Raw genomic sequence first — 18,901 nt, 5'->3', positions numbered from 1 at the left:
GAGAATGTATGAGATATTTAACAGCAGGAGAATCACACGGTCCTCGTCTGACAGCAATTATTGAAGGAATCCCAGCAGGTCTTCCTTTGACTGCCGATGATATCAATGAGGATCTCAAACGTCGCCAGGGTGGTTACGGTCGTGGTGGACGCATGAAGATCGAGAGCGACCAAGTTGTCTTTACTTCTGGTGTTCGCCACGGGAAGACGACAGGGGCTCCCATTACCATGGATGTCATTAACAAAGACCATCAAAAATGGCTAGATATTATGTCTGCCGAGGATATTGAAGACAAACTTAAAAGTAAACGAAAAATCACTCATCCTCGCCCAGGTCACGCTGACTTGGTAGGCGGTATCAAATACCGCTTTAATGATTTGCGAAATTCCCTGGAACGTTCATCTGCCCGTGAAACAACCATGCGAGTAGCAGTTGGGGCCGTGGCTAAACGTCTATTGGCTGAGCTTGATATCGAAATTGCCAACCATGTTGTTGTCTTTGGTGGCAAGGAAATCGATGTTCCAGAAAACTTAACAGTCGCAGAGATCAAAAAACTAGCTGCCCAGTCAGAAGTTTCTATCGTTAACCAAGAACGTGAGCAGGAAATCAAGGACTATATTGACCAAATCAAACGTGATGGAGATACCATCGGTGGAGTTGTAGAAACGGTTGTCGGTGGCGTTCCAGTTGGTCTGGGATCCTATGTCCAATGGGATAGAAAGCTAGATGCAAGATTAGCTCAAGCAGTTGTTTCAATCAATGCTTTTAAGGGTGTGGAATTTGGACTTGGTTTTAAAGCAGGTTATCTCAAGGGCAGCCAAGTCATGGATGAAATTCTCTGGTCACCAGAAGATGGCTATACTCGTCGTACTAATAATCTCGGAGGTTTCGAAGGTGGTATGACCAATGGCCAACCGATTCTTGTCCGTGGGGTTATGAAACCAATTCCGACTCTCTACAAGCCGTTGATGAGTGTCGATATTGAAACTCATGAGCCTTATAAGGCAACGGTGGAGAGAAGTGATCCTACTGCTCTTCCAGCAGCAGGTGTCGTTATGGAGGCAGTCGTAGCAACAGTTTTGGCTCAAGAAATCCTTGAGAAATTCTCCTCTGATAATCTGGAAGAATTAAAAGAAGCTGTTGCTAAACATCGGGAGTATACAAAGAATTATTAAGGAGCTCTTATGGCAAAAACCATCTATATCGCAGGACTAGGTTTGATTGGTGCTTCCATGGCACTCGGAATCAAGCGGGATCATCCTGATTATGAAATTTTAGGATACAATCGTAGTCAAGCGTCTAGAGATATTGCTTTGGAGCGAGGAATGATTGATCGTGCGACGGATGATTTTGCTAGTTTTGCTCCACTTGCAGATGTTATTATCCTCAGCTTACCAATCAAGCAAACCATTGCCTTTATTAAGGAATTGGCCAACTTGGACTTGAAAGAAGGTGTTATTATTTCCGATGCTGGATCGACCAAGTCAGCTATCGTGGCTACAGCTGAGAAGTGTTTTGCTGATAAGTCCGTTCGCTTTGTTGGAGCTCATCCCATGGCAGGGAGTCATAAGACAGGGGCGGCTTCTGCCGATGTTAATCTTTTTGAAAATGCCTACTATATCTTTACGCCTTCGAGCCTAACGACTCCAGATACGCTTGAAGAAATGAAAGACTTGCTGTCGGGTCTTCATGCTCGTTTCATTGAAATCGATGCTGAAGAGCATGACCGAGTGACATCTCAGATTAGTCATTTTCCTCATATTTTAGCATCAGGTTTAATGGAACAAACTGCCAACTATGCTGAAGAGCATGAGATGGCACGACGGTTTGCGGCCGGTGGTTTTCGTGATATGACTCGAATCGCCGAAAGTGAGCCAGGCATGTGGACGTCTATCCTCCTATCCAATAGAGAGACTATTATTGAACGCATCGAGGACTTCAAAGGTCGTTTGGACGAGATTGAGCAAGCAATCAGTAAGGGTGATGAAAACCAAATCTGGAACTTTTTCAATCAAGCGCGTGAACAACGTCAAGCTATGGAAATCCATAAACGTGGAGGAGTAGATAGCTCATTTGATCTTTATGTAGATGTTCCCGATGAGGAAGATGTGATCTTGCGCATCTTGGAATTGCTAAGAGGAACTTCCTTGGTCAATATCCATATCAATGAGGAAAACCGTGAAGATATTCACGGGATTCTGCAAATTTCCTTTAAGAATGCTCAGGATTTAAAACGTGCTGAGCAAGTCATTACAGAAAATACGAATTACACAGTCGTTATTAAATAAGGAGGACAATCATGTCAAATATTTATGATAGTGCAAACGAACTAAGTCGCGGACTACGCGAATTGCCTGAATACAAGGCGGTTAAGGAAGCTAGAGATGCTATCCAAGCCGATGCAGAAGCTAGCAAGATTTTTGCAGATTATATTGCTTTTCAACATGAAATCCAAGTCATGGCCCAAACTGGTCAAATGCCAGACGCTTCTTTCCAAGAAAAAATGGAATCTTTTGGCAAGCAGATTCAAGGCAACTCTCTTTTATCAGCTTTCTTTGCCAAACAGCAACAACTTTCTATTTATCTATCTGATATTGAAAAAATTGTTTTTGAACCAATTTCAGAGCTTTTAAAATAAGAATTTACCTCATAAAGTCAGGAATTTTTAAGAAATTTCTGACTTTTTATGATAAAATAAGAAAAAGTATTGTCAGTATGAGGTCTAGTATGAAGTTAAAAACAAACATTAACCATTTGAATGGTAGTATTCGAGTGCCAGGGGATAAGTCCATCAGTCATCGCTCTATTATTTTTGGGAGCTTGGCTGAGGGTGAGACTAAAGTTTATGATATCCTGCGTGGTGAAGATGTCCTATCAACTATGCAAGTTTTTCGTGACCTTGGTGTTGAGATTGAGGATAAAGACGGCGTCGTTACCATTCAAGGTGTTGGGATGGATGGATTGAAAGTCCCTAAGAACGCTCTCGATATGGGGAATTCTGGGACATCAATTCGTTTAATTTCGGGCGTCCTTGCTGGTGCAGAATTTGAAGTGGAGATGTTTGGAGATGATAGTCTTTCCAAACGCCCTATGGACCGTGTGACCCTTCCTTTGAAAAAAATGGGAGTTAGTATTTCTGGTCAAACAGAGAGAGACTTGCCCCCCTTGCACTTAAAAGGTACAAAAAACTTAACACCTATTCATTATGAGTTGCCCATTGCCTCTGCTCAAGTTAAGTCAGCCTTGATTTTTGCGGCATTGCAGGCTCAAGGCCAGTCTGTCATCATTGAAAAGGAGTGCACTCGTAATCATACCGAAGATATGCTGCGTCAATTTGGCGGAGACTTGAGTGTCGATGGTAAGAAAATCACTGTCCAGGGACCACAGAAACTAAATGGACAAACGGTTGTCGTACCTGGAGATATTTCTAGTGCAGCCTTTTGGTTGGTCGCAGGTCTGATTGTGCCGAATTCTCGTGTGGTACTTAAGAATGTCGGTATTAATGAAACTCGTACAGGGATTATTGATGTTATCCGTGCTATGGGTGGCAAATTAGAGATTACTGATATTGATCCAATTGCTAAGTCTGCAACCTTGACTGTCGAAACTTCAGGCCTAAAAGGAACAGAGATTGGTGGAGCCTTGATTCCGCGCTTAATTGATGAATTACCAATTATCGCTCTCCTTGCTACCCAAGCTCAAGGGCAAACGGTTATCAAAGATGCTGAAGAACTTAAAGTCAAAGAGACAGACCGTATTCAAGTTGTCGCAGACGCTTTAAATAGCATGGGAGCAGCTATTACTCCTACAGCAGACGGCATGATTATCAAAGGGAAATCTGCCCTCCATGGAGCCAGAGTCAATACCTTTGGGGACCACCGTATCGGCATGATGACAGCCATTGCAGCGCTTTTAGTGGCAGATGGAGAGGTCGAATTGGATCGTGCAGAAGCCATTAATACTAGCTACCCAAGCTTCTTTGATGATTTGGAGACTTTGATTCATGGCTAAGGTTTTACTAGGTTTTATGGGTGCAGGAAAATCAACTATTGCTAGAGGATTAGATCCTGACTTTGTAGACATGGATGCCTTGCTTGAAGACCGACTGGGGATGCCAATTGCTCGTTTCTTTGAAGAAAAAGGAGAAGCAGCCTTCCGTCAGATAGAAGAAGAAGTTTTGGCTGACCTACTAAAAACGGACCAAGTCGTGTCTACTGGTGGTGGAGTAGTCATTTCTCAGAAAAATCGTGACTTACTCAAGCAAAATCCAGACAACATCTATCTTAAAGCAGATTTTGAGACCCTTTACCAGCGAATTTCAGCTGATAAGGAAAATAAACGCCCGCTATTTCTAAAAAATAGTAAGGAAGATTTGGCAGGGATTTTTAATGAAAGACAGGCTTGGTATGAGGAAGTGGCTAGTAAAGTTATCGATGTGTCTAAGCTAAGCCCAGAGGAAATTATAGAGGAATTGATATGAAAATTGCCTATCTAGGTCCCAAAGGATCTTTTTCGCACCATGTGGTGCAAACGGCTTTTCCTCATGAGGAACTGGAGCCATTTTCAAATATTACAGACGTTATCAAGGCCTATGAACAGGGATTGGTAGACTATTCAGTAGTGCCGGTTGAAAATTCCATTGAAGGTAGTGTCCATGAGACTCTGGACTATCTTTTCCATCAGGCTCGCATTCAAGCTGTGGCAGAGATTGTTCAGCCAATCCACCAACAATTGATGGCAGTACCAGGACAGTCTAAAATAGAGAAAATCTTTTCTCACCCACAAGCATTGGCACAAGGGAAGAAATTTATTGACGAGCATTATCCAGATGCGCAACTAGAAGTCACTGCCAGTACAGCCTACGCTGCGCGCTATGTTTCTGAGCATCCTGATCAACCATTTGCGGCCATTGCCCCAAGAAGTTCTGCAGAGGAATATGGTTTAAAGCTGATCGCTCAAGATATTCAAGAAATGGAAGCCAATTTTACTCGTTTTTGGGTTTTGGGACTTAAATTACCACAAATCCCCTTGAGTCCAGGTTCTGAAAAGATGAGTCTAGCTTTGACCTTGCCAGATAATCTTCCAGGTGCATTATACAAAGCACTTTCTACCTTTGCATGGCGCGGGATTGACTTGACTAAAATTGAGAGTCGTCCCCTAAAAACAGCCTTGGGCGAATACTTTTTTATCATTGATGTCGCTTATACTGATAAAGAACTGGTCCATTTTGCTCAAAAAGAACTAGAAACGATTGGAATCCAGTATAAAGTACTAGGTGCTTATCCTATCTATACCATACAGGATAAAGGAAAGGAGAAGGAATGACTAGAGAGAATCCTTTGACACACCATGAAAAACTGAGATATGACTATCTTTTGAAAAATATTCATTATTTGAATGAAAAAGAAAAGAGAGAATTTGACTTTTTACATGCTAAGTTAGAAGGTCAAAAAGGTTTAGCGGAAGTTTTCAATCCAGAAGCCAAAGAACAACTTCTTTCAGACTCTGGTATCGACCTACCAACCTATGCTAATCGTAGCCGTTCTAGCCGCCGTAGTGGTGGGGCTCAACTGGAAACAAAGGTTCCAAAAGCTAAGAAGCAAAAGAAAAAAAGAGGTTTTCGTTTTAAACGCTTATTTGCTTGGTTAGGGATGTTATTCCTTTGTGTAGCAGTTGGAATGATCGTCATGTTCTTAAAGGGATTCCAATCGGCGAATCCTAATAGCTCAAATGGGCCCAAAGATGCCAAAGCTGCTCAGGTTGAAGTCTTCAATGGACAAGATACGCGTGATGGGGTTAATATTCTTATTTTGGGTACGGATGGACGTATCGGACAGAATAGTGCAGAAACACGGACAGATTCCATTATGGTTCTGAATGTAAGTGGCAAAGATAAAAAATTGAAGCTCGTTAGCTTTATGCGTGATAACTTGGTCTATATTGATGGATATAGCCAAGTCATCAATGGTCAAAAACAGACCGACCATAAATTAAACTTAGCCTACGAATTAGGGGAACAAGAAGGTAAACAAGGAGCTGAAATGGTCCGCAAGGTCCTCAAGGATAATTTTGATCTAGACATCAAATATTATGCCCTTGTCGATTTCCAAGCCTTTGCGACAGCCATTGATACGCTTTTCCCTGATGGTGTGACCATTGATGCTCAGTTTTCAACTCTAAACGGGGTCCCAGTTACAGAAGCGACTGTAGGAGATGACTTGCACGCAACGGAAACTGAGTCACCGACTCAAACCATTCGAGCTGGGAAACAACAGATGAATGGTTCGACTCTTCTCAACTATGCACGTTTCCGTGATGATGATGAAGGGGACTATGGCCGTACTCGTAGACAGCAACAAGTCATGACTGCTGTTTTACAACAAATTAAAGATCCGACAAAACTTTTCACTGGTTCGAAAGCTCTTGGTAAAGTATTCGCCATGACCTCTACAAACCTTCCATATACTTTCTTATTGACCAATGGCTTATCAGTCCTTGAAGGTGCGCAGAATGGTATTGAAAGATTGACAGTTCCAGAACTTGGAGACTGGGTAGACGACTTTGATGTATACGGTGGTCAATCCCTTCGAGTGGACCAAAAAGCCTATCAAAATAAATTGGCCCAAATGGGATTTAGATAAAATGTAAAATGAATCAGAGCTTAAGATACCTATGAAAATAGGTATCTTGGGCTTTGATTTTTCACATGGTCAGATGTATTTATAAGCTATTTTTATGGTATAATAGAATGATGTATTCTATAGAAGAGGAAGAGAATAAGATGAGTGATTTAAAGGCAATTCAAGCTCGTAGCCTAGAGATGGCTGAATATTTTGTCGCCTTTTGTAAAGAACACGATTTGCTCTGTTATTTGTGTGGTGGAGGAGCTATTGGAGCTCTACGAAATAAAGGTTTTATTCCTTGGGATGATGATTTAGACTTCTTTATGCCCCGCAAGGATTATGAAAAATTAGCAGAGTTATGGCCTCGTTATGCGGATGAGCGTTACTTCTTATCAAAAAGTGATAGAGACTTTGTTGATCGCAACCTCTTTATCACTATTCGAGACAAGGCAACAACTTGCATCAAGCCTTACCAACAGGACTTGGATCTTCCACATGGCTTAGCCTTGGATGTTCTTCCCTTGGACTACTATCCTAAAAACCCAGCAGAACGTAAGAAACAGGTACGTTGGGCTTTGATTTATTCTCTCTTTTGTGCCCAAACCATTCCAGAAAATCATGGAGCTCTCATGAAATGGGGCAGTACGATTTTACTAGGATTAACTCCTAAAGCCCTTCGTTATCGTATCTGGAAAAAGGCTGAGAAAGAAATGACCAAATATGGACCAGCTGAAAGTGATGGCATCACAGAATTATGCTCAGGTCCAGGCTACATGAAGAAGAAGTATCCAATTCAGGCCTTTGAAGATAGCATTTTCTTACCCTTCGAAGGGACAGAAATGCCTATTCCAGTTGGTTATGATGCCTATCTAAGCACAGCTTTTGGTGATTACATGACACCACCACCAGCTGACAAGCAAGTGCCTCACCACGATGCCCTTATAGCAGATATGGATAAGAGTTACACTGAATATAAGGGAGAATATGGTGGATAAGAAGAAAATTTTATTTTTTATGTGGTCCTTCTCTCTAGGCGGAGGTGCAGAAAAAATCCTTTCTACGATTGTTTCAAACTTGGATCCGGAAAAGTATGATATTGATATCCTTGAAATGGAACATTTTGATAAAGGATACGAACCTGTGCCTGAAAATGTGAGAATTTTAAAAGCTTTTCAAGACTACCGTCAACCAAGATGGTTAAGAGCGCTTTTATGGAGATTGAGAATTTATTTCCCAAGACTCACCAGACGTTTACTAGTAAAAGATCAATATGATGTAGAGGTTTCCTTTACCATTATGAATCCTCCTCTTTTATTTTCTAAACGCAAGGAAGTGAAGAAGATTTCTTGGATTCATGGAAGTATTGAAGAATTTTTAACAGATAGTTCTAAGCGTGATTCTCATAGACGACAATTGGATGATGCTGATAGGATAGTAGGAATTTCAAAAAAAACCAGCAATTCTATCAAAGAAGTTTATCCAGATTACTCACAGAAATTAGTAACAGTCTATAATGGTTATGATTTTGCAAGCATTTTGGAAAAATCAAAAGAGAAGGTGGCTATTGAGATAGCTCCTCAGAGCATCTGTACCATTGGACGTATTGAAGAAAATAAAGGTTCTGACCGAGTAGTAGAAGTTATACGACTGTTGCACCAGCAAGGCAAGAAATATCACCTCTACTTTATAGGTGCTGGTGACATGGAAGAGGAGCTGAAAAAACGAGTCAAAGAGTATCAACTTGAGGATTACGTTCATTTCCTTGGGTATCAAAAGAATCCGTATCAGTATCTTTCTAAGATGCAAGTTCTTTTATCTATGTCCAAACAGGAAGGTTTTCCTGGAGTCTATGTTGAGGCCTTGAGTTTGGGAGTTCCCTTTGTATCTACTGAAGTAGGCGGTGCTGAGGAATTATCTCAGGAAGGACGATTTGGTAAAATCATTAAAAGCAATCAAGAAGCAGCTCAAGCAATTGATAACTACATGACAGCTGCATCAAGCTTTAATGTCGATGAAGCCAGTCAATTTATTCAGCAATTTACGATTGCTAAACAAATTGAACAAGTAGAAAAACTAATAGAGGAGTAGCATGGAAACTGCATTAATTAGTGTCATTGTTCCAGTCTATAATGTGGCGCAATACCTTGAAAAATCAATAGCATCCATTCAGCAACAAACCTATCAAAACCTCGAAATCATTCTCGTTGATGATGGGGCGACAGATGAAAGTGGTCGCTTGTGTGAACAAATTGCTGAACAAGATGAACGAGTTTTGGTTTATCACAAGGAAAATGAAGGCTTGTCTCAAGCTCGAAATGATGGATTGAAGCAAGCCCACGGAGACTATGTTATTTTTATAGATTCGGATGATTATATACATCCTGAAATGATTGCTAGCTTACACCAACAATTAGTCAATGAAGATGCGGATGTTTCCAGCTGTGGGGTTATGAATGTCTATGCCAATAGTGAGAGTCCGCAAACTGAAAACCAGGATGATTATTTTGTATGTGATACTGAAACATTCCTCAGAGAATATTTAATTGGTGAGAAAATACCTGGTACTATTTGTAACAAACTCATCAAAAAGGAAATTGCAGCACAGTTAACTTTTCCAAAAGGCTTGATTTATGAAGATGCCTATTATCATTTTGATCTCATTAAAGTAGCTAAAAAGTATGTTGTGAATACCAAACCGTACTATTATTATTTCCACCGAGGAGATAGTATTACTACCAAACCATATGCGGAAAAAGACTTAGCTTACATTGATATTTATCAAAAATTTTATACTCAAGTCGTTAAGGAATATCCAAACTTAACAGAAGTAGCTTTCTTTAGACTGGCATATGCACATTTCTTTATCTTGGATAAAATGCTTCTAGATGATAAATTCAAAGAGTTTAAAGACTATCCAAGGATTTATGGCTACTTGAAAAAACATGCCTTTGCTATTTTCAAAAATACCATTTTTAGAAAAGGAAGACGTATTAGTGCTTTAGCCTTATTTGTAAATGTAAGATTGTATAGAATATTATTGTTTAAAAATATTGAGCAATCGAAAAAAATTAATTAGAAAAGGAGGGCTGAGATGGTTGATGGCAAACGAATGTTGCTAACGGTTACGATTCTAAGCTATATCGTAACCATAATAAGCGGAATCACTTATTTGTTTACCAGTAACAACGTAGGACTTCTGACAACTTTGCTTTTGCTCTTAATTAGCAGTCTGCTACTTTGCTGGAATAATATCAAATACTATTTGATTCACTTTATATTCTTTATCACAATTTTTATATTTTTGGTATCCAGACCCACCATTGATTATTTTAGAGATGGAGCGCTAGACACCTACCAACCAATTGCCTATCGATTTGCTTTCCTAGTTGTCATTGTTTCTATTTTAGGACTGACAATAGGTGGTTTTATAGCCAATTATTATCTTGTTCGAAAAAGCAAAGCTCCTGTAAAAGTAGAAAAAACAGTGAATGTCAATTATATAAACAAATTACGTTTTGTTTCATTGAGTGTATTTCTACTCACCTATCCATTTTATTTCCTTAGACTGTTTGAGCGCTTGCTATACCGTTTGCAAACTTCTTATTACAATTATTATGCAAATTTTGAAAGTCAATTGCCCTACTTTACCTATATCTTATCGACTTTCACGGTTTATGCCATGTGTGTTTACTTAGCAACCAAACCTAAAAAGTCACATGCGACAATGGTTTTAGTTGCCTATATCGCGGCTAACTTGATTCACTTAGTAATTGGTACCAGAAATCCCTTTATTCTGAGTTTGATTTTCGCCTTTGTTTACTACTTTATGCGTGAACAAACGGAGAAAGGGAAATGGATTGGTTTCAAAGAAAAATTGGCTATTTATCTTGGAACACCTGTTCTCATGCTTGCGATGGGAGCACTAAACTATGTTCGTGATAACGCTCAAGTATCCCATAGTGGAGTTTTTGATTTATTACTCGATTTCATTTATAAACAAGGAACGAGTTTTGGAGTTCTAGCGAGAGGATTCTTATACAATAGTAGTCTTCCTTATAGAGACTTCCGGAATTTCACTTTTGGTCCGATTGCCGACTATTTTGCAAGAGGTAGTATCGGAATCATCTTCGGTGCTAAACCATTTGAACATACAACAAATAGTATTGAACTAGCGATTGACAGTAATAGTTATGCTCATAATCTGTCCTATCTCGTTTTAAATAAAGAATACTTAAAAGGGCATGGGATTGGAAGTAGTTATATCATGGAATTGTATACTGATTATGGTATGTTGGGACTATTTCTACTAAGTATCTTACTTGGTATGCTATTTATAGCCATGCTGCAAGTAGCTTATCGCTCAAGAACAATCTTATTTGCATTATCTTTGCTAATCTTGAATAATTTATTCTTTATGCCTAGAAGTAGCTTCTCAGAAAGTTTCTTTAATCTTTTTACAATGCAATTCTGGGGAATTGTTCTTATTATCATTTTCGTGGCAAAAATGCTTACAAAAGAAAATCATCACTTAATCAAAAAAGGGGAAATACATGTTTGAACATTATTCTGTAGCTGATTTGTTTGCAAATCTTTATAAAAAACGTAAAGTGAATTTGCTAGCTTTACTAGCTTTATTCGCTCTCATAGCTGTACCATTTACTTTAAAAGCTGTTAAAAATAAAAATACAGTCAAAGATTCTACTAGTTATTCTACTTATATCACCTATAAGATAACTGCTCCAGAAACATCATCAAAAACAATTTTGAATCATCAAGTTGGTGGTTATAGTGACTTCTATGCAAAACTAATTGATGGTAATCTAAACGGTGCCTTTCTTTTCAATGATGTTGATTCTGATAAAATGAAAGAAATCGCTAAAGATTTAGATACAACAGAAACAGCATTGAAGAATTCTGCAAGTGACTATTGGACAAAAAAATTAACGATTAACCCATTGATTGATGATGCAGGTGTAACTGTTAAAATTTTAACTCCAAGTAAGGAAGTAAATGATTTCCTTGAAAGCAAATTTGATTCATTGATTGACAAGTTCAAGTCTACCTATACAGACGTTAAGATTGAAAAACTTGGAACAGTTAACTCTAAAGAATTGACTCCGAATGGAGAAGTTGCTCTTGGCTTTAACTTGAAAAATCTTATTTTGCGCTTAGTGATTATTGGTATTCTCTGTGTCATCCTAGTGATCATGGCGAATGTTCTAGTATACCTCTTCAACCCAACTATTAATCGTGCAGGCGATTTCTCTGCTTATCAAGTAGACTTCGTTTCAACTATTACAACTCTTGAAAATCTTTATGAACTATTGAGTTACAAGTGTCAAGGTCAACCACTAGCAATCGTAAGTTCAGATAATCGTATTTTGAATAAATTACAAGCAGAATACAAATTGAATCTTGAGGGTGTTCAGTTTGTTAACTTGCAAAATGTCAAAGATCTTTTAGCATTTGAGAATGTACTTTTCGTAGAAGAATATGGTGTCACTCGCTATAAGAAATTTGAAGAAAGTATGCAAGAAGTGAGAAATCTAAACCGTTCAGTTTTAGGTGTGATTACTTTTGCACTATAATTCATATAAATAAGGGATAATTATCCAAGACAAAGGAGGACTCGAATGGTCCTCCTTTATCTTTTGGAAAAATTCAGATTTGACAAAATACTGTAGAAAAGATTTCCTAGAGGATTGGGATAAGATTTCGCCAGGGATGACAAACATGGCTTGAGGAACAGATTTCCCAGTCAAATAGGTTTTTTAACTAACTTTATGATATAATAAATCAACGAGGTAAATTGAATGAAAAGTATAAAATTAAATGCCCTGGCTTATATGGGGATTCGTGTTTTAAATATTATTTTCCCAATTTTGACGGGTACCTATGTTGCGCGTGTTCTAGATCGAACAGACTATGGTTATTTCAACTCTGTTGATACCATTCTGTCTTTTTTCTTGCCCTTTGCAACCTATGGAGTCTATAATTACGGACTTCGAGCTATTAGTAATGTAAAAGATAATAAGAAGGAATTAAATAAAGTCTTTTCAAGTCTTTTTTATTTGTGTGTAGCTTGTACGATTATTACAAGTGCCGTCTATCTTTTATCGTATCCTTTGTTCTTTAATAGTAATCCTGTTATTAAGAAAATCTTCTTGGTAATGGGGGTTCAACTCATAGCTCAGATTTTCTCAATCGAATGGGTGAATGAAGCGCTTGAGAATTATAGCTTTTTATTTTATAAAACAGCCTTCATCCGCATTCTCATGCTGGTATCCATATTTTTATTTGTGAAAAATGAGCATGATATTGTTATCTATACACTGATTATGAGTCTTTCAACTCTCATCAATTATCTCATTAGTTATTTTTGGATTAAAAGAGATATTCAGTTTGTTAAGGTTACATTAGAAGAATTTAAACCTCTTTTTCTTCCTTTGACAGCCATGCTGATCTTTGCCAATGCCAATATGCTATTTACCTTCCTGGATCGTCTCTTTTTGGTAAAAACTGGAGTTGATGTGAATGTCAGTTACTATACGATGGCACAACGGATTGTGACTGTCATCGCTGGTGTTGTTACGGGAGCGATTGGAGTCAGTGTTCCTCGCTTGAGTTACTATCTAGGTATCGGAAAAAAAGAAGAGTATGTAAATTTGGTGAATCGAGGAAGTCGTATTTTCAACTTCTTCATCATTCCACTTAGTTTTGGATTGATGATTTTAGGGCCAAATGCAATCCTTTTGTACGGTAGTGAAAAATATATTGGTGGTGGCATCTTAACATCTCTCTTTGCTTTTCGTACCATTATTCTTGCCCTAGATACTATTCTAGGATCACAGATTCTTTTTACAAATGGATTTGAAAAAAGAATTACAGTCTATACCTTATTTGCTGGTGGACTGAACCTAGTGCTTGATAGTCTCCTCTACTTTAATAATATTATTACACCGGAGTATTATTTGATTACGACGATGTTATCGGAAAGTTTTCTCCTAGTACTCTACGTTATCTTTATTCATAAGACCAAGCTCATTAATCTAGGACATATCTTCAAATATACGGTGCGTTATTCTCTTTTCGCATTGACATTTGTTCCGATCTACTTTTTAGTTAATCTTGTTTATCCGGTCAAAATGGTTATCAACCTACCTTTCTTAATCAATATGTTGATTATCATGGTCTTATCAGCTCTTAGCTATATTGGTTTACTCGTTTGGACCAAAGATAGTATCTTTTATGAATTTTTAGGTCATGTCATCTCGCTCAAAAAACGTATTAAAAAATCTTAGGAGGAATAGATGAGAAGATTAAGTATCGAAGAGGCTAAACAAATTGAACTTGATATTTTAGCTTTTATTGACTCGTTTTGTAAAAAGCATGATATTGATTATTTTATCAATTATGGCACCTTGATTGGAGCTATTCGTCACAAGGGTTTTATCCCCTGGGATGATGATATAGACCTCTCGATGACCCGTGAAAACTACGAACGTTTTATCCAGTTATTTCATCAAGAACAATCTAAATATAAGATTTTAGCTTTGGAAACCGATGATCACTACTATAATAATTTTATAAAGGTTGTAGATTCGACAACGAGAATAGTGGATACACGAAATACAAAAACGTATGATTCTGGAATTTTCATTGATATTTTTCCAATGGATTCTTTCAACGATACTAAGGTTATCGATGTTTGCTATAAGTTGGAAAGCTTTAAGTTATTGTCCTTCAGTAAGCATAAGAATATTGTTTATGGAGATAGTAAGTTAAAAGACTTAATTCGTTCCTTCTTCTGGTTTATCTTTCGTCCGATTTCTCCCCGTTATTTTGCGAGTCGAATTGAACAGCAAATTCAAAAGTATAGGGTAAAAGATGGGAAATATATCGCTTTTATTCCTTCCAAGTTTAAGGAAAAAGAAGTCTTTGCCAAAGAAGTTTTTGAAGATTTAATTGAAGTTCCTTTTGAACATCTGATGCTTTCAGCACCGAAACAATATGATGCTATTTTGAAGCAGTATTATGGTGATTATATGACTCTCCCACCAAAAGAAAAACAGTTTTATAGTCACGAATTTGAAGCCTATAAATTGGAGGATTAAATGCAGTACTTAGAAAAAAATGAGATTAAAGAAATTCAACTAGGTATTTTGGACTATGTTGATAAAATTTGTAAGAAAAATGACATTCCTTATTTCCTCAGCTATGGAACCATGCTGGGAGCTGTTCGTCATAAGGGAATGATTCCCTGGGATGATGATATCGATATTTCACTGTATAGAAAAGACTATGAGCGTCTATTAAAAGCAATTGAGGAGGACAAACATCCTGTTTATCGTGTTCTTTCTTACGATACCTCTTCATGGTATTTCCATAATTTTGCAGCTATTTTAGATACATCAACTGTAATTGAAGATAACGTAAAATATAAGCGCCATGACACTAGTTTGTTCATTGATGTCTTTCCAATCGATCAATTTTCAGATTTAAGTATTGTTGATAAGAGCTATAAATATGTTGCCTTGCGTCAGCTTGCCTATATCAAAAAAGAACGTGCGGTTCACGGAGATAGCAAATTAAAAGATTTCCTTCGCTTGTGTACTTGGTATCCTCTCAGACTAGTTAATCCGAGATATTTCTATAAGAAAATAGATGAGTTAGTTAAAAATAGTGTGACAGACAATCCTGCTTATGAAGGAGCCATTGGAGTTGGAAAAGAAAAAATGAAAGAAGTCTTTCCGGCAGGAACCCTTAAAGAACTGATTTTAACAGAGTTTGAAGGTCGCATGGTGCCTATTCCAAAGAACTACGATGCCTTTTTAACCCAGATGTATGGAGATTATATGACTCCGCCATCAAAAGAAATGCAGGAGTGGTATAGCCATAGTATAAAGGCTTATCGAAAGTAAGTGTGAATGTATTGCAAATGAAAAATTCAATGTATTGAAATAAATTGCGATTAGTGGAGCTATGGTTCCTTATTGAGAAATGCTACAAGACCTGATGGCTACAAGGTCAATCAAGATGGCATTTGGAGCTTGAATCCTGATAAAGTAGAAGTTCAGGGAAGTCAAGAAAAGCCTAAGAAGGATTCTGATAAGCCAGTAGAGAAGGAAGAAAAATCGGCAGAAGTCAATGAAAAAGATGAAGCTGCTGAAACAAAACCGATTTTGAAGGCAGATAAAGAATGATCTTAATTGCTTTGTTAGAAAGTTGATTAGGTGCTGTATTCAGACCTGTCAGATACTTCTCTTTTAAAATAGTATTTATATACATCTCAGAGAATCGATCAATGTTTTTTGGATAAGAAACTTGATCTGCTCTGAGATGTTTTTCGATTTCTCACACACTAAATGATCGAGAATAGCCTTCTCGTCTTTAAATCGAAATATTTTGATAAGAAATTTTAAAAAACACCGATTAGATAAATAAGAAAAATTATGGTATAATAAAACGATACAAAAAAGGAGTATATATGGACATTTCAGAAATTCGTCAAAAAATTGACGCCAATCGTGAAAAATTAGCTTCTTTTAGGGGGTCTCTTTGACCTCGAAGGGTTAGAAGAAGAAATTGCCATTTTGGAAAACAAAATGACAGAACCTGATTTTTGGAACGATAATATTGCGGCCCAAAAAACGTCGCAAGAATTAAATGAACTAAAAAACACCTACAATACTTTCCATAAGATGGAGGAGTTGCAGGATGAAGCTGAAATCTTACTAGACTTTTTAGCAGAGGATGAGTCTGTTAAAGATGAGTTGGTGGAGAAGTTAGCTGAGCTAGATCAGATGATGACTAGCTACGAGATGACTCTGCTCTTGTCAGAGCCCTATGATCATAACAATGCTATTTTAGAGATTCACCCAGGTTCTGGTGGAACAGAAGCCCAAGACTGGGGCGATATGCTTCTTCGTATGTATACTCGTTATGGTAACGCCAAAGGTTTCAAGGTTGAAGTCTTGAATTATCAAGCTGGTGATGAAGCAGGTATTAAGTCAGTGACCTTGTCTTTTGAAGGGCCAAATGCTTATGGACTTCTCAAGTCAGAGATGGGAGTTCACCGTCTGGTACGTATCTCGCCATTTGACTCAGCTAAGCGTCGTCACACCTCCTTTACTTCTGTAGAAGTTATGCCAGAGTTGGATGATACTATTGAAGTTGACATCCGAGAAGATGATATCAAGATGGATACTTTCCGCTCAGGTGGAGCAGGTGGACAAAACGTCAACAAGGTTTCAACAGGTGTCCGTTTGACCCACATTCCGACAGGGATTGTCGTTGCATCAACCGTTGACCGTACTCAGTACGGAAACCGTGATCGTGCGATGAAGATGCTCCAGGCAAAACTCTATCAAATGGAGCAGGAAAAGAAAGCTGCTGAGGTAGATGCCCTTAAGGGGGATAAGAAAGAAATCACATGGGGAAGCCAGATTCGCTCCTATGTATTCACCCCTTATACCATGGTGAAAGATCACCGTACCAGTTTTGAAGTTGCGCAGGTAGATAAGGTTATGGATGGGGACTTAGATGGTTTCATCGATGCCTATCTAAAATGGCGTATTAGTTAAAAGAAAGGAAGTCACATGTCGATCATTGAAATGAGAGATGTTGTCAAAAAGTATGACAACGGGACAACAGCCCTACGTGGCGTCTCTGTGAACATTGAACCAGGAGAGTTTGCCTATATCGTAGGTCCTTCAGGTGCAGGTAAGTCAACTTTTATCCGTGCCTTGTACCGTGAAGTTAAAGTTGAAAAAGGAAGTTTGCAGGTTGCAGGTTTTAATCTTGTTAAGATTAAAAAGAGAGATATCCCGCTTTTGCGTAGAAACGTAGGCGTCGTCTTTCAGGATTACAAACTCTTGCCAAAGAAAACTGTTTATGAGAACATTGCTTACGCAATGGAGGTTGTCGGTGAAAGCCGTCGCAATATCAAAAAACGTGTTATGGAAGTTTTGGATCTTGTTGGTTTAAAACACAAGGTTCGTTCATTCCCTAATGAATTGTCAGGTGGTGAGCAGCAACGTATCGCCATTGCTCGCGCTATCGTAAACAATCCTAAAGTTTTGATTGCCGACGAACCAACAGGTAACTTGGACCCAGATAATTCATGGGAAATCATGAACCTTTTGGAGCGCATCAATCTTCAAGGGACAACTGTTTTGATGGCCACTCACAACAGCCAAATCGTAAATACCTTGCGCCACCGTGTCATTGCCATCGAGAATGGTCGTGTGGTTCGTGACGAAGCGAAAGGAGAGTACGGATACGATGATTAGTAGATTTTTCCGCCACCTATTCGAAGCTTTAAAGAGTTTAAAGCGTAATGGGTGGATGACCATTGCTGCTGTCAGTTCAGTAATGATTACCTTGACCTTGGTTGCTATTTTTGCCTCAGTTATCTTTAATACTGCAAAATTGGCAACGGATATCGAAAACAACGTACGCGTCATGGTTTATGTCCGTAAAGACGTTGAAGACAATAGTGAAACCATCGTCAAAGAAGGCCAGACAGTCACTAACAATGACTACCACAAGGTTTATGATGCCCTCAAGGCTATGCCAGCCGTTAAAAATGTAACCTTCTCAAGTAAAGAAGAGCAGTACCAAAAGTTGACTGAAACCATGGGTGACGAGTGGAAGGTTTTTGAAGGAGATGCCAATCCACTTCATGATGCCTACATTGTCGATACCAATTCACCAAGTGATGTGAAACCAGTCGCTGAAGAAGCTAAGAAAATCGAAGGAGTTTCTGAGGTTCAAGACGGTGGTGCCAATACGGAGCGTCTCTTCAAGTTGGCTTCCTTCATCCGTGTTTGGGGATTGTTCATTGCAGGACTCTTGATTTTCATCGCGGTCTTCTTGATCTCAAATACCATTCGTATCACTATCATTTCACGTAGTCGTGAAATCCAAATCATGCGTTTGGTTGGTGCTAAAAACAGCTACATCCGTGGCCCATTCTTGTTAGAAGGTGCCTTTATTGGTTTGTTGGGAGCAGCTCTTCCATCAGTTTTGGTTTACTTTATCTATAACCGAGTATTCCAATCTGTCAACCCATCTTTGGTTGGACAAAACCTATCCTTGATTACCCCAGATACCTTTATTCCACTGATGATCGGTCTTTTGTTCCTCATCGGAATCTGTATCGGTTCACTTGGTTCAGGAATCTCAATGCGTCGATTCTTGAAAATCTAAGTAAGATAGTTTACTAAAATCTATAAAAGTAGGATTCAACAGGCTTCACCGAGTCTGATGGTCCTACT

At 38.5% G+C, this 18,901-nt stretch carries 19 protein-coding genes; all 19 read left to right on the top strand.

The genetic code is table 11. The features are described 5' to 3' along the window. Window positions 1-8: 8 nt before the first annotated feature. The 19 genes from aroC (at window position 9) to ftsX (ending at window position 18,833) form a co-directional block, all read left to right on the top strand. On the top strand, window positions 9-1,175 hold the full coding sequence (gene aroC, locus TZ96_RS07350; protein WP_045763516.1) for a chorismate synthase: 1,167 nt from the start codon (window positions 9-11) through the stop codon (window positions 1,173-1,175). Window positions 1,176-1,184: 9 nt separating this feature from the next. Further along, window positions 1,185-2,288 carry a prephenate dehydrogenase gene (locus TZ96_RS07345; RefSeq protein WP_045763515.1) on the top strand — a complete coding sequence of 368 codons (1,104 nt, stop codon included), beginning with the start codon at window positions 1,185-1,187 and terminating at the stop codon, window positions 2,286-2,288. 11 nt (window positions 2,289-2,299) lie between these two features. Continuing rightward, window positions 2,300-2,638, top strand: coding sequence for a YlbF/YmcA family competence regulator (locus tag TZ96_RS07340; RefSeq protein ID WP_045614159.1), 339 nt, complete (start codon window positions 2,300-2,302; stop codon window positions 2,636-2,638). An 89-nt stretch (window positions 2,639-2,727) separates the two neighbouring features. After that, window positions 2,728-4,011: a 3-phosphoshikimate 1-carboxyvinyltransferase gene (gene aroA, locus TZ96_RS07335; protein ID WP_045763514.1), complete on the top strand. Its 1,284-nt coding sequence runs from the start codon at window positions 2,728-2,730 to the stop codon at window positions 4,009-4,011. Continuing rightward, window positions 4,004-4,480, top strand: a complete 477-nt coding sequence (locus TZ96_RS07330) for a shikimate kinase (RefSeq protein ID WP_045763513.1) — start codon at window positions 4,004-4,006, stop codon at window positions 4,478-4,480. Before aroA ends, TZ96_RS07330 begins: the two co-directional genes overlap by 8 nt. Then, window positions 4,477-5,325: a prephenate dehydratase gene (pheA, locus tag TZ96_RS07325; RefSeq protein ID WP_045763512.1), complete on the top strand. Its 849-nt coding sequence runs from the start codon at window positions 4,477-4,479 to the stop codon at window positions 5,323-5,325. Before TZ96_RS07330 ends, pheA begins: the two co-directional genes overlap by 4 nt. Continuing rightward, window positions 5,322-6,641: an LCP family protein gene (locus tag TZ96_RS07320; protein WP_045763511.1), complete on the top strand. Its 1,320-nt coding sequence runs from the start codon at window positions 5,322-5,324 to the stop codon at window positions 6,639-6,641. The genes pheA and TZ96_RS07320 overlap by 4 nt, the downstream gene beginning before the upstream one ends. Before the next feature lie 140 nt (window positions 6,642-6,781). Beyond that, the gene (locus TZ96_RS07315) at window positions 6,782-7,618 is read left to right on the top strand and encodes a LicD family protein (RefSeq protein ID WP_045763510.1); all 837 of its coding nucleotides are present in this window, start codon (window positions 6,782-6,784) and stop codon (window positions 7,616-7,618) included. Then, the gene (locus tag TZ96_RS07310) at window positions 7,608-8,711 is read left to right on the top strand and encodes a glycosyltransferase (RefSeq protein ID WP_142322040.1); all 1,104 of its coding nucleotides are present in this window, start codon (window positions 7,608-7,610) and stop codon (window positions 8,709-8,711) included. The genes TZ96_RS07315 and TZ96_RS07310 overlap by 11 nt, the downstream gene beginning before the upstream one ends. A 1-nt stretch (window position 8,712) precedes the next feature. After that, window positions 8,713-9,699, top strand: coding sequence for a glycosyltransferase family 2 protein (locus TZ96_RS07305; RefSeq protein ID WP_045763509.1), 987 nt, complete (start codon window positions 8,713-8,715; stop codon window positions 9,697-9,699). A gap of 15 nt (window positions 9,700-9,714) precedes the next feature. Then, complete coding sequence (locus TZ96_RS07300) at window positions 9,715-11,181, top strand: O-antigen polysaccharide polymerase Wzy family protein (protein WP_045763508.1); 1,467 nt, start codon at window positions 9,715-9,717, stop codon at window positions 11,179-11,181. After that, window positions 11,174-12,211, top strand: coding sequence for a hypothetical protein (locus TZ96_RS07295; RefSeq protein ID WP_045763507.1), 1,038 nt, complete (start codon window positions 11,174-11,176; stop codon window positions 12,209-12,211). Before TZ96_RS07300 ends, TZ96_RS07295 begins: the two co-directional genes overlap by 8 nt. A gap of 225 nt (window positions 12,212-12,436) precedes the next feature. Further along, window positions 12,437-13,924 (top strand): oligosaccharide flippase family protein, encoded by a 1,488-nt coding sequence (locus TZ96_RS07290; protein WP_045763506.1) that lies wholly within the window; start codon window positions 12,437-12,439, stop codon window positions 13,922-13,924. Window positions 13,925-13,933: 9 nt separating this feature from the next. Continuing rightward, a complete protein-coding gene (locus TZ96_RS07285; RefSeq protein ID WP_045763505.1) occupies window positions 13,934-14,737 on the top strand; it encodes a LicD family protein in 804 nt (267 codons plus the stop codon). After that, a complete protein-coding gene (locus tag TZ96_RS07280; RefSeq protein WP_045763504.1) occupies window positions 14,738-15,544 on the top strand; it encodes a LicD family protein in 807 nt (268 codons plus the stop codon). It begins immediately after the preceding gene. Between the two features lie 72 nt (window positions 15,545-15,616). After that, entirely contained in the window at window positions 15,617-15,826 is a 210-nt protein-coding gene (locus TZ96_RS07275; RefSeq protein WP_045763503.1) for a hypothetical protein, read from the top strand. Window positions 15,827-16,110: 284 nt separating this feature from the next. Beyond that, a protein-coding gene (gene prfB, locus TZ96_RS07270; RefSeq protein ID WP_142322039.1) for a peptide chain release factor 2 occupies window positions 16,111-17,206 on the top strand; the annotation gives its coding sequence in 2 pieces (ribosomal slippage) (window positions 16,111-16,182 and window positions 16,184-17,206; 1,095 coding nt in all). 15 nt (window positions 17,207-17,221) lie between these two features. Next, window positions 17,222-17,914 (top strand): cell division ATP-binding protein FtsE, encoded by a 693-nt coding sequence (gene ftsE / locus TZ96_RS07265; RefSeq protein ID WP_000022259.1) that lies wholly within the window; start codon window positions 17,222-17,224, stop codon window positions 17,912-17,914. Next, window positions 17,907-18,833, top strand: a complete 927-nt coding sequence (gene ftsX / locus TZ96_RS07260; RefSeq protein ID WP_000625530.1) for a permease-like cell division protein FtsX — start codon at window positions 17,907-17,909, stop codon at window positions 18,831-18,833. Before ftsE ends, ftsX begins: the two co-directional genes overlap by 8 nt. Window positions 18,834-18,901: the final 68 nt, after the last annotated feature.

It is taken from the genome of Streptococcus infantis (genome assembly GCF_000963255.1).
GTDB lineage: Bacteria > Bacillota > Bacilli > Lactobacillales > Streptococcaceae > Streptococcus > Streptococcus nidrosiense.
The sequence above is the reverse complement of the archived record's forward strand: the minus strand, read 5'-3'. Positions and strand labels throughout refer to the sequence as shown.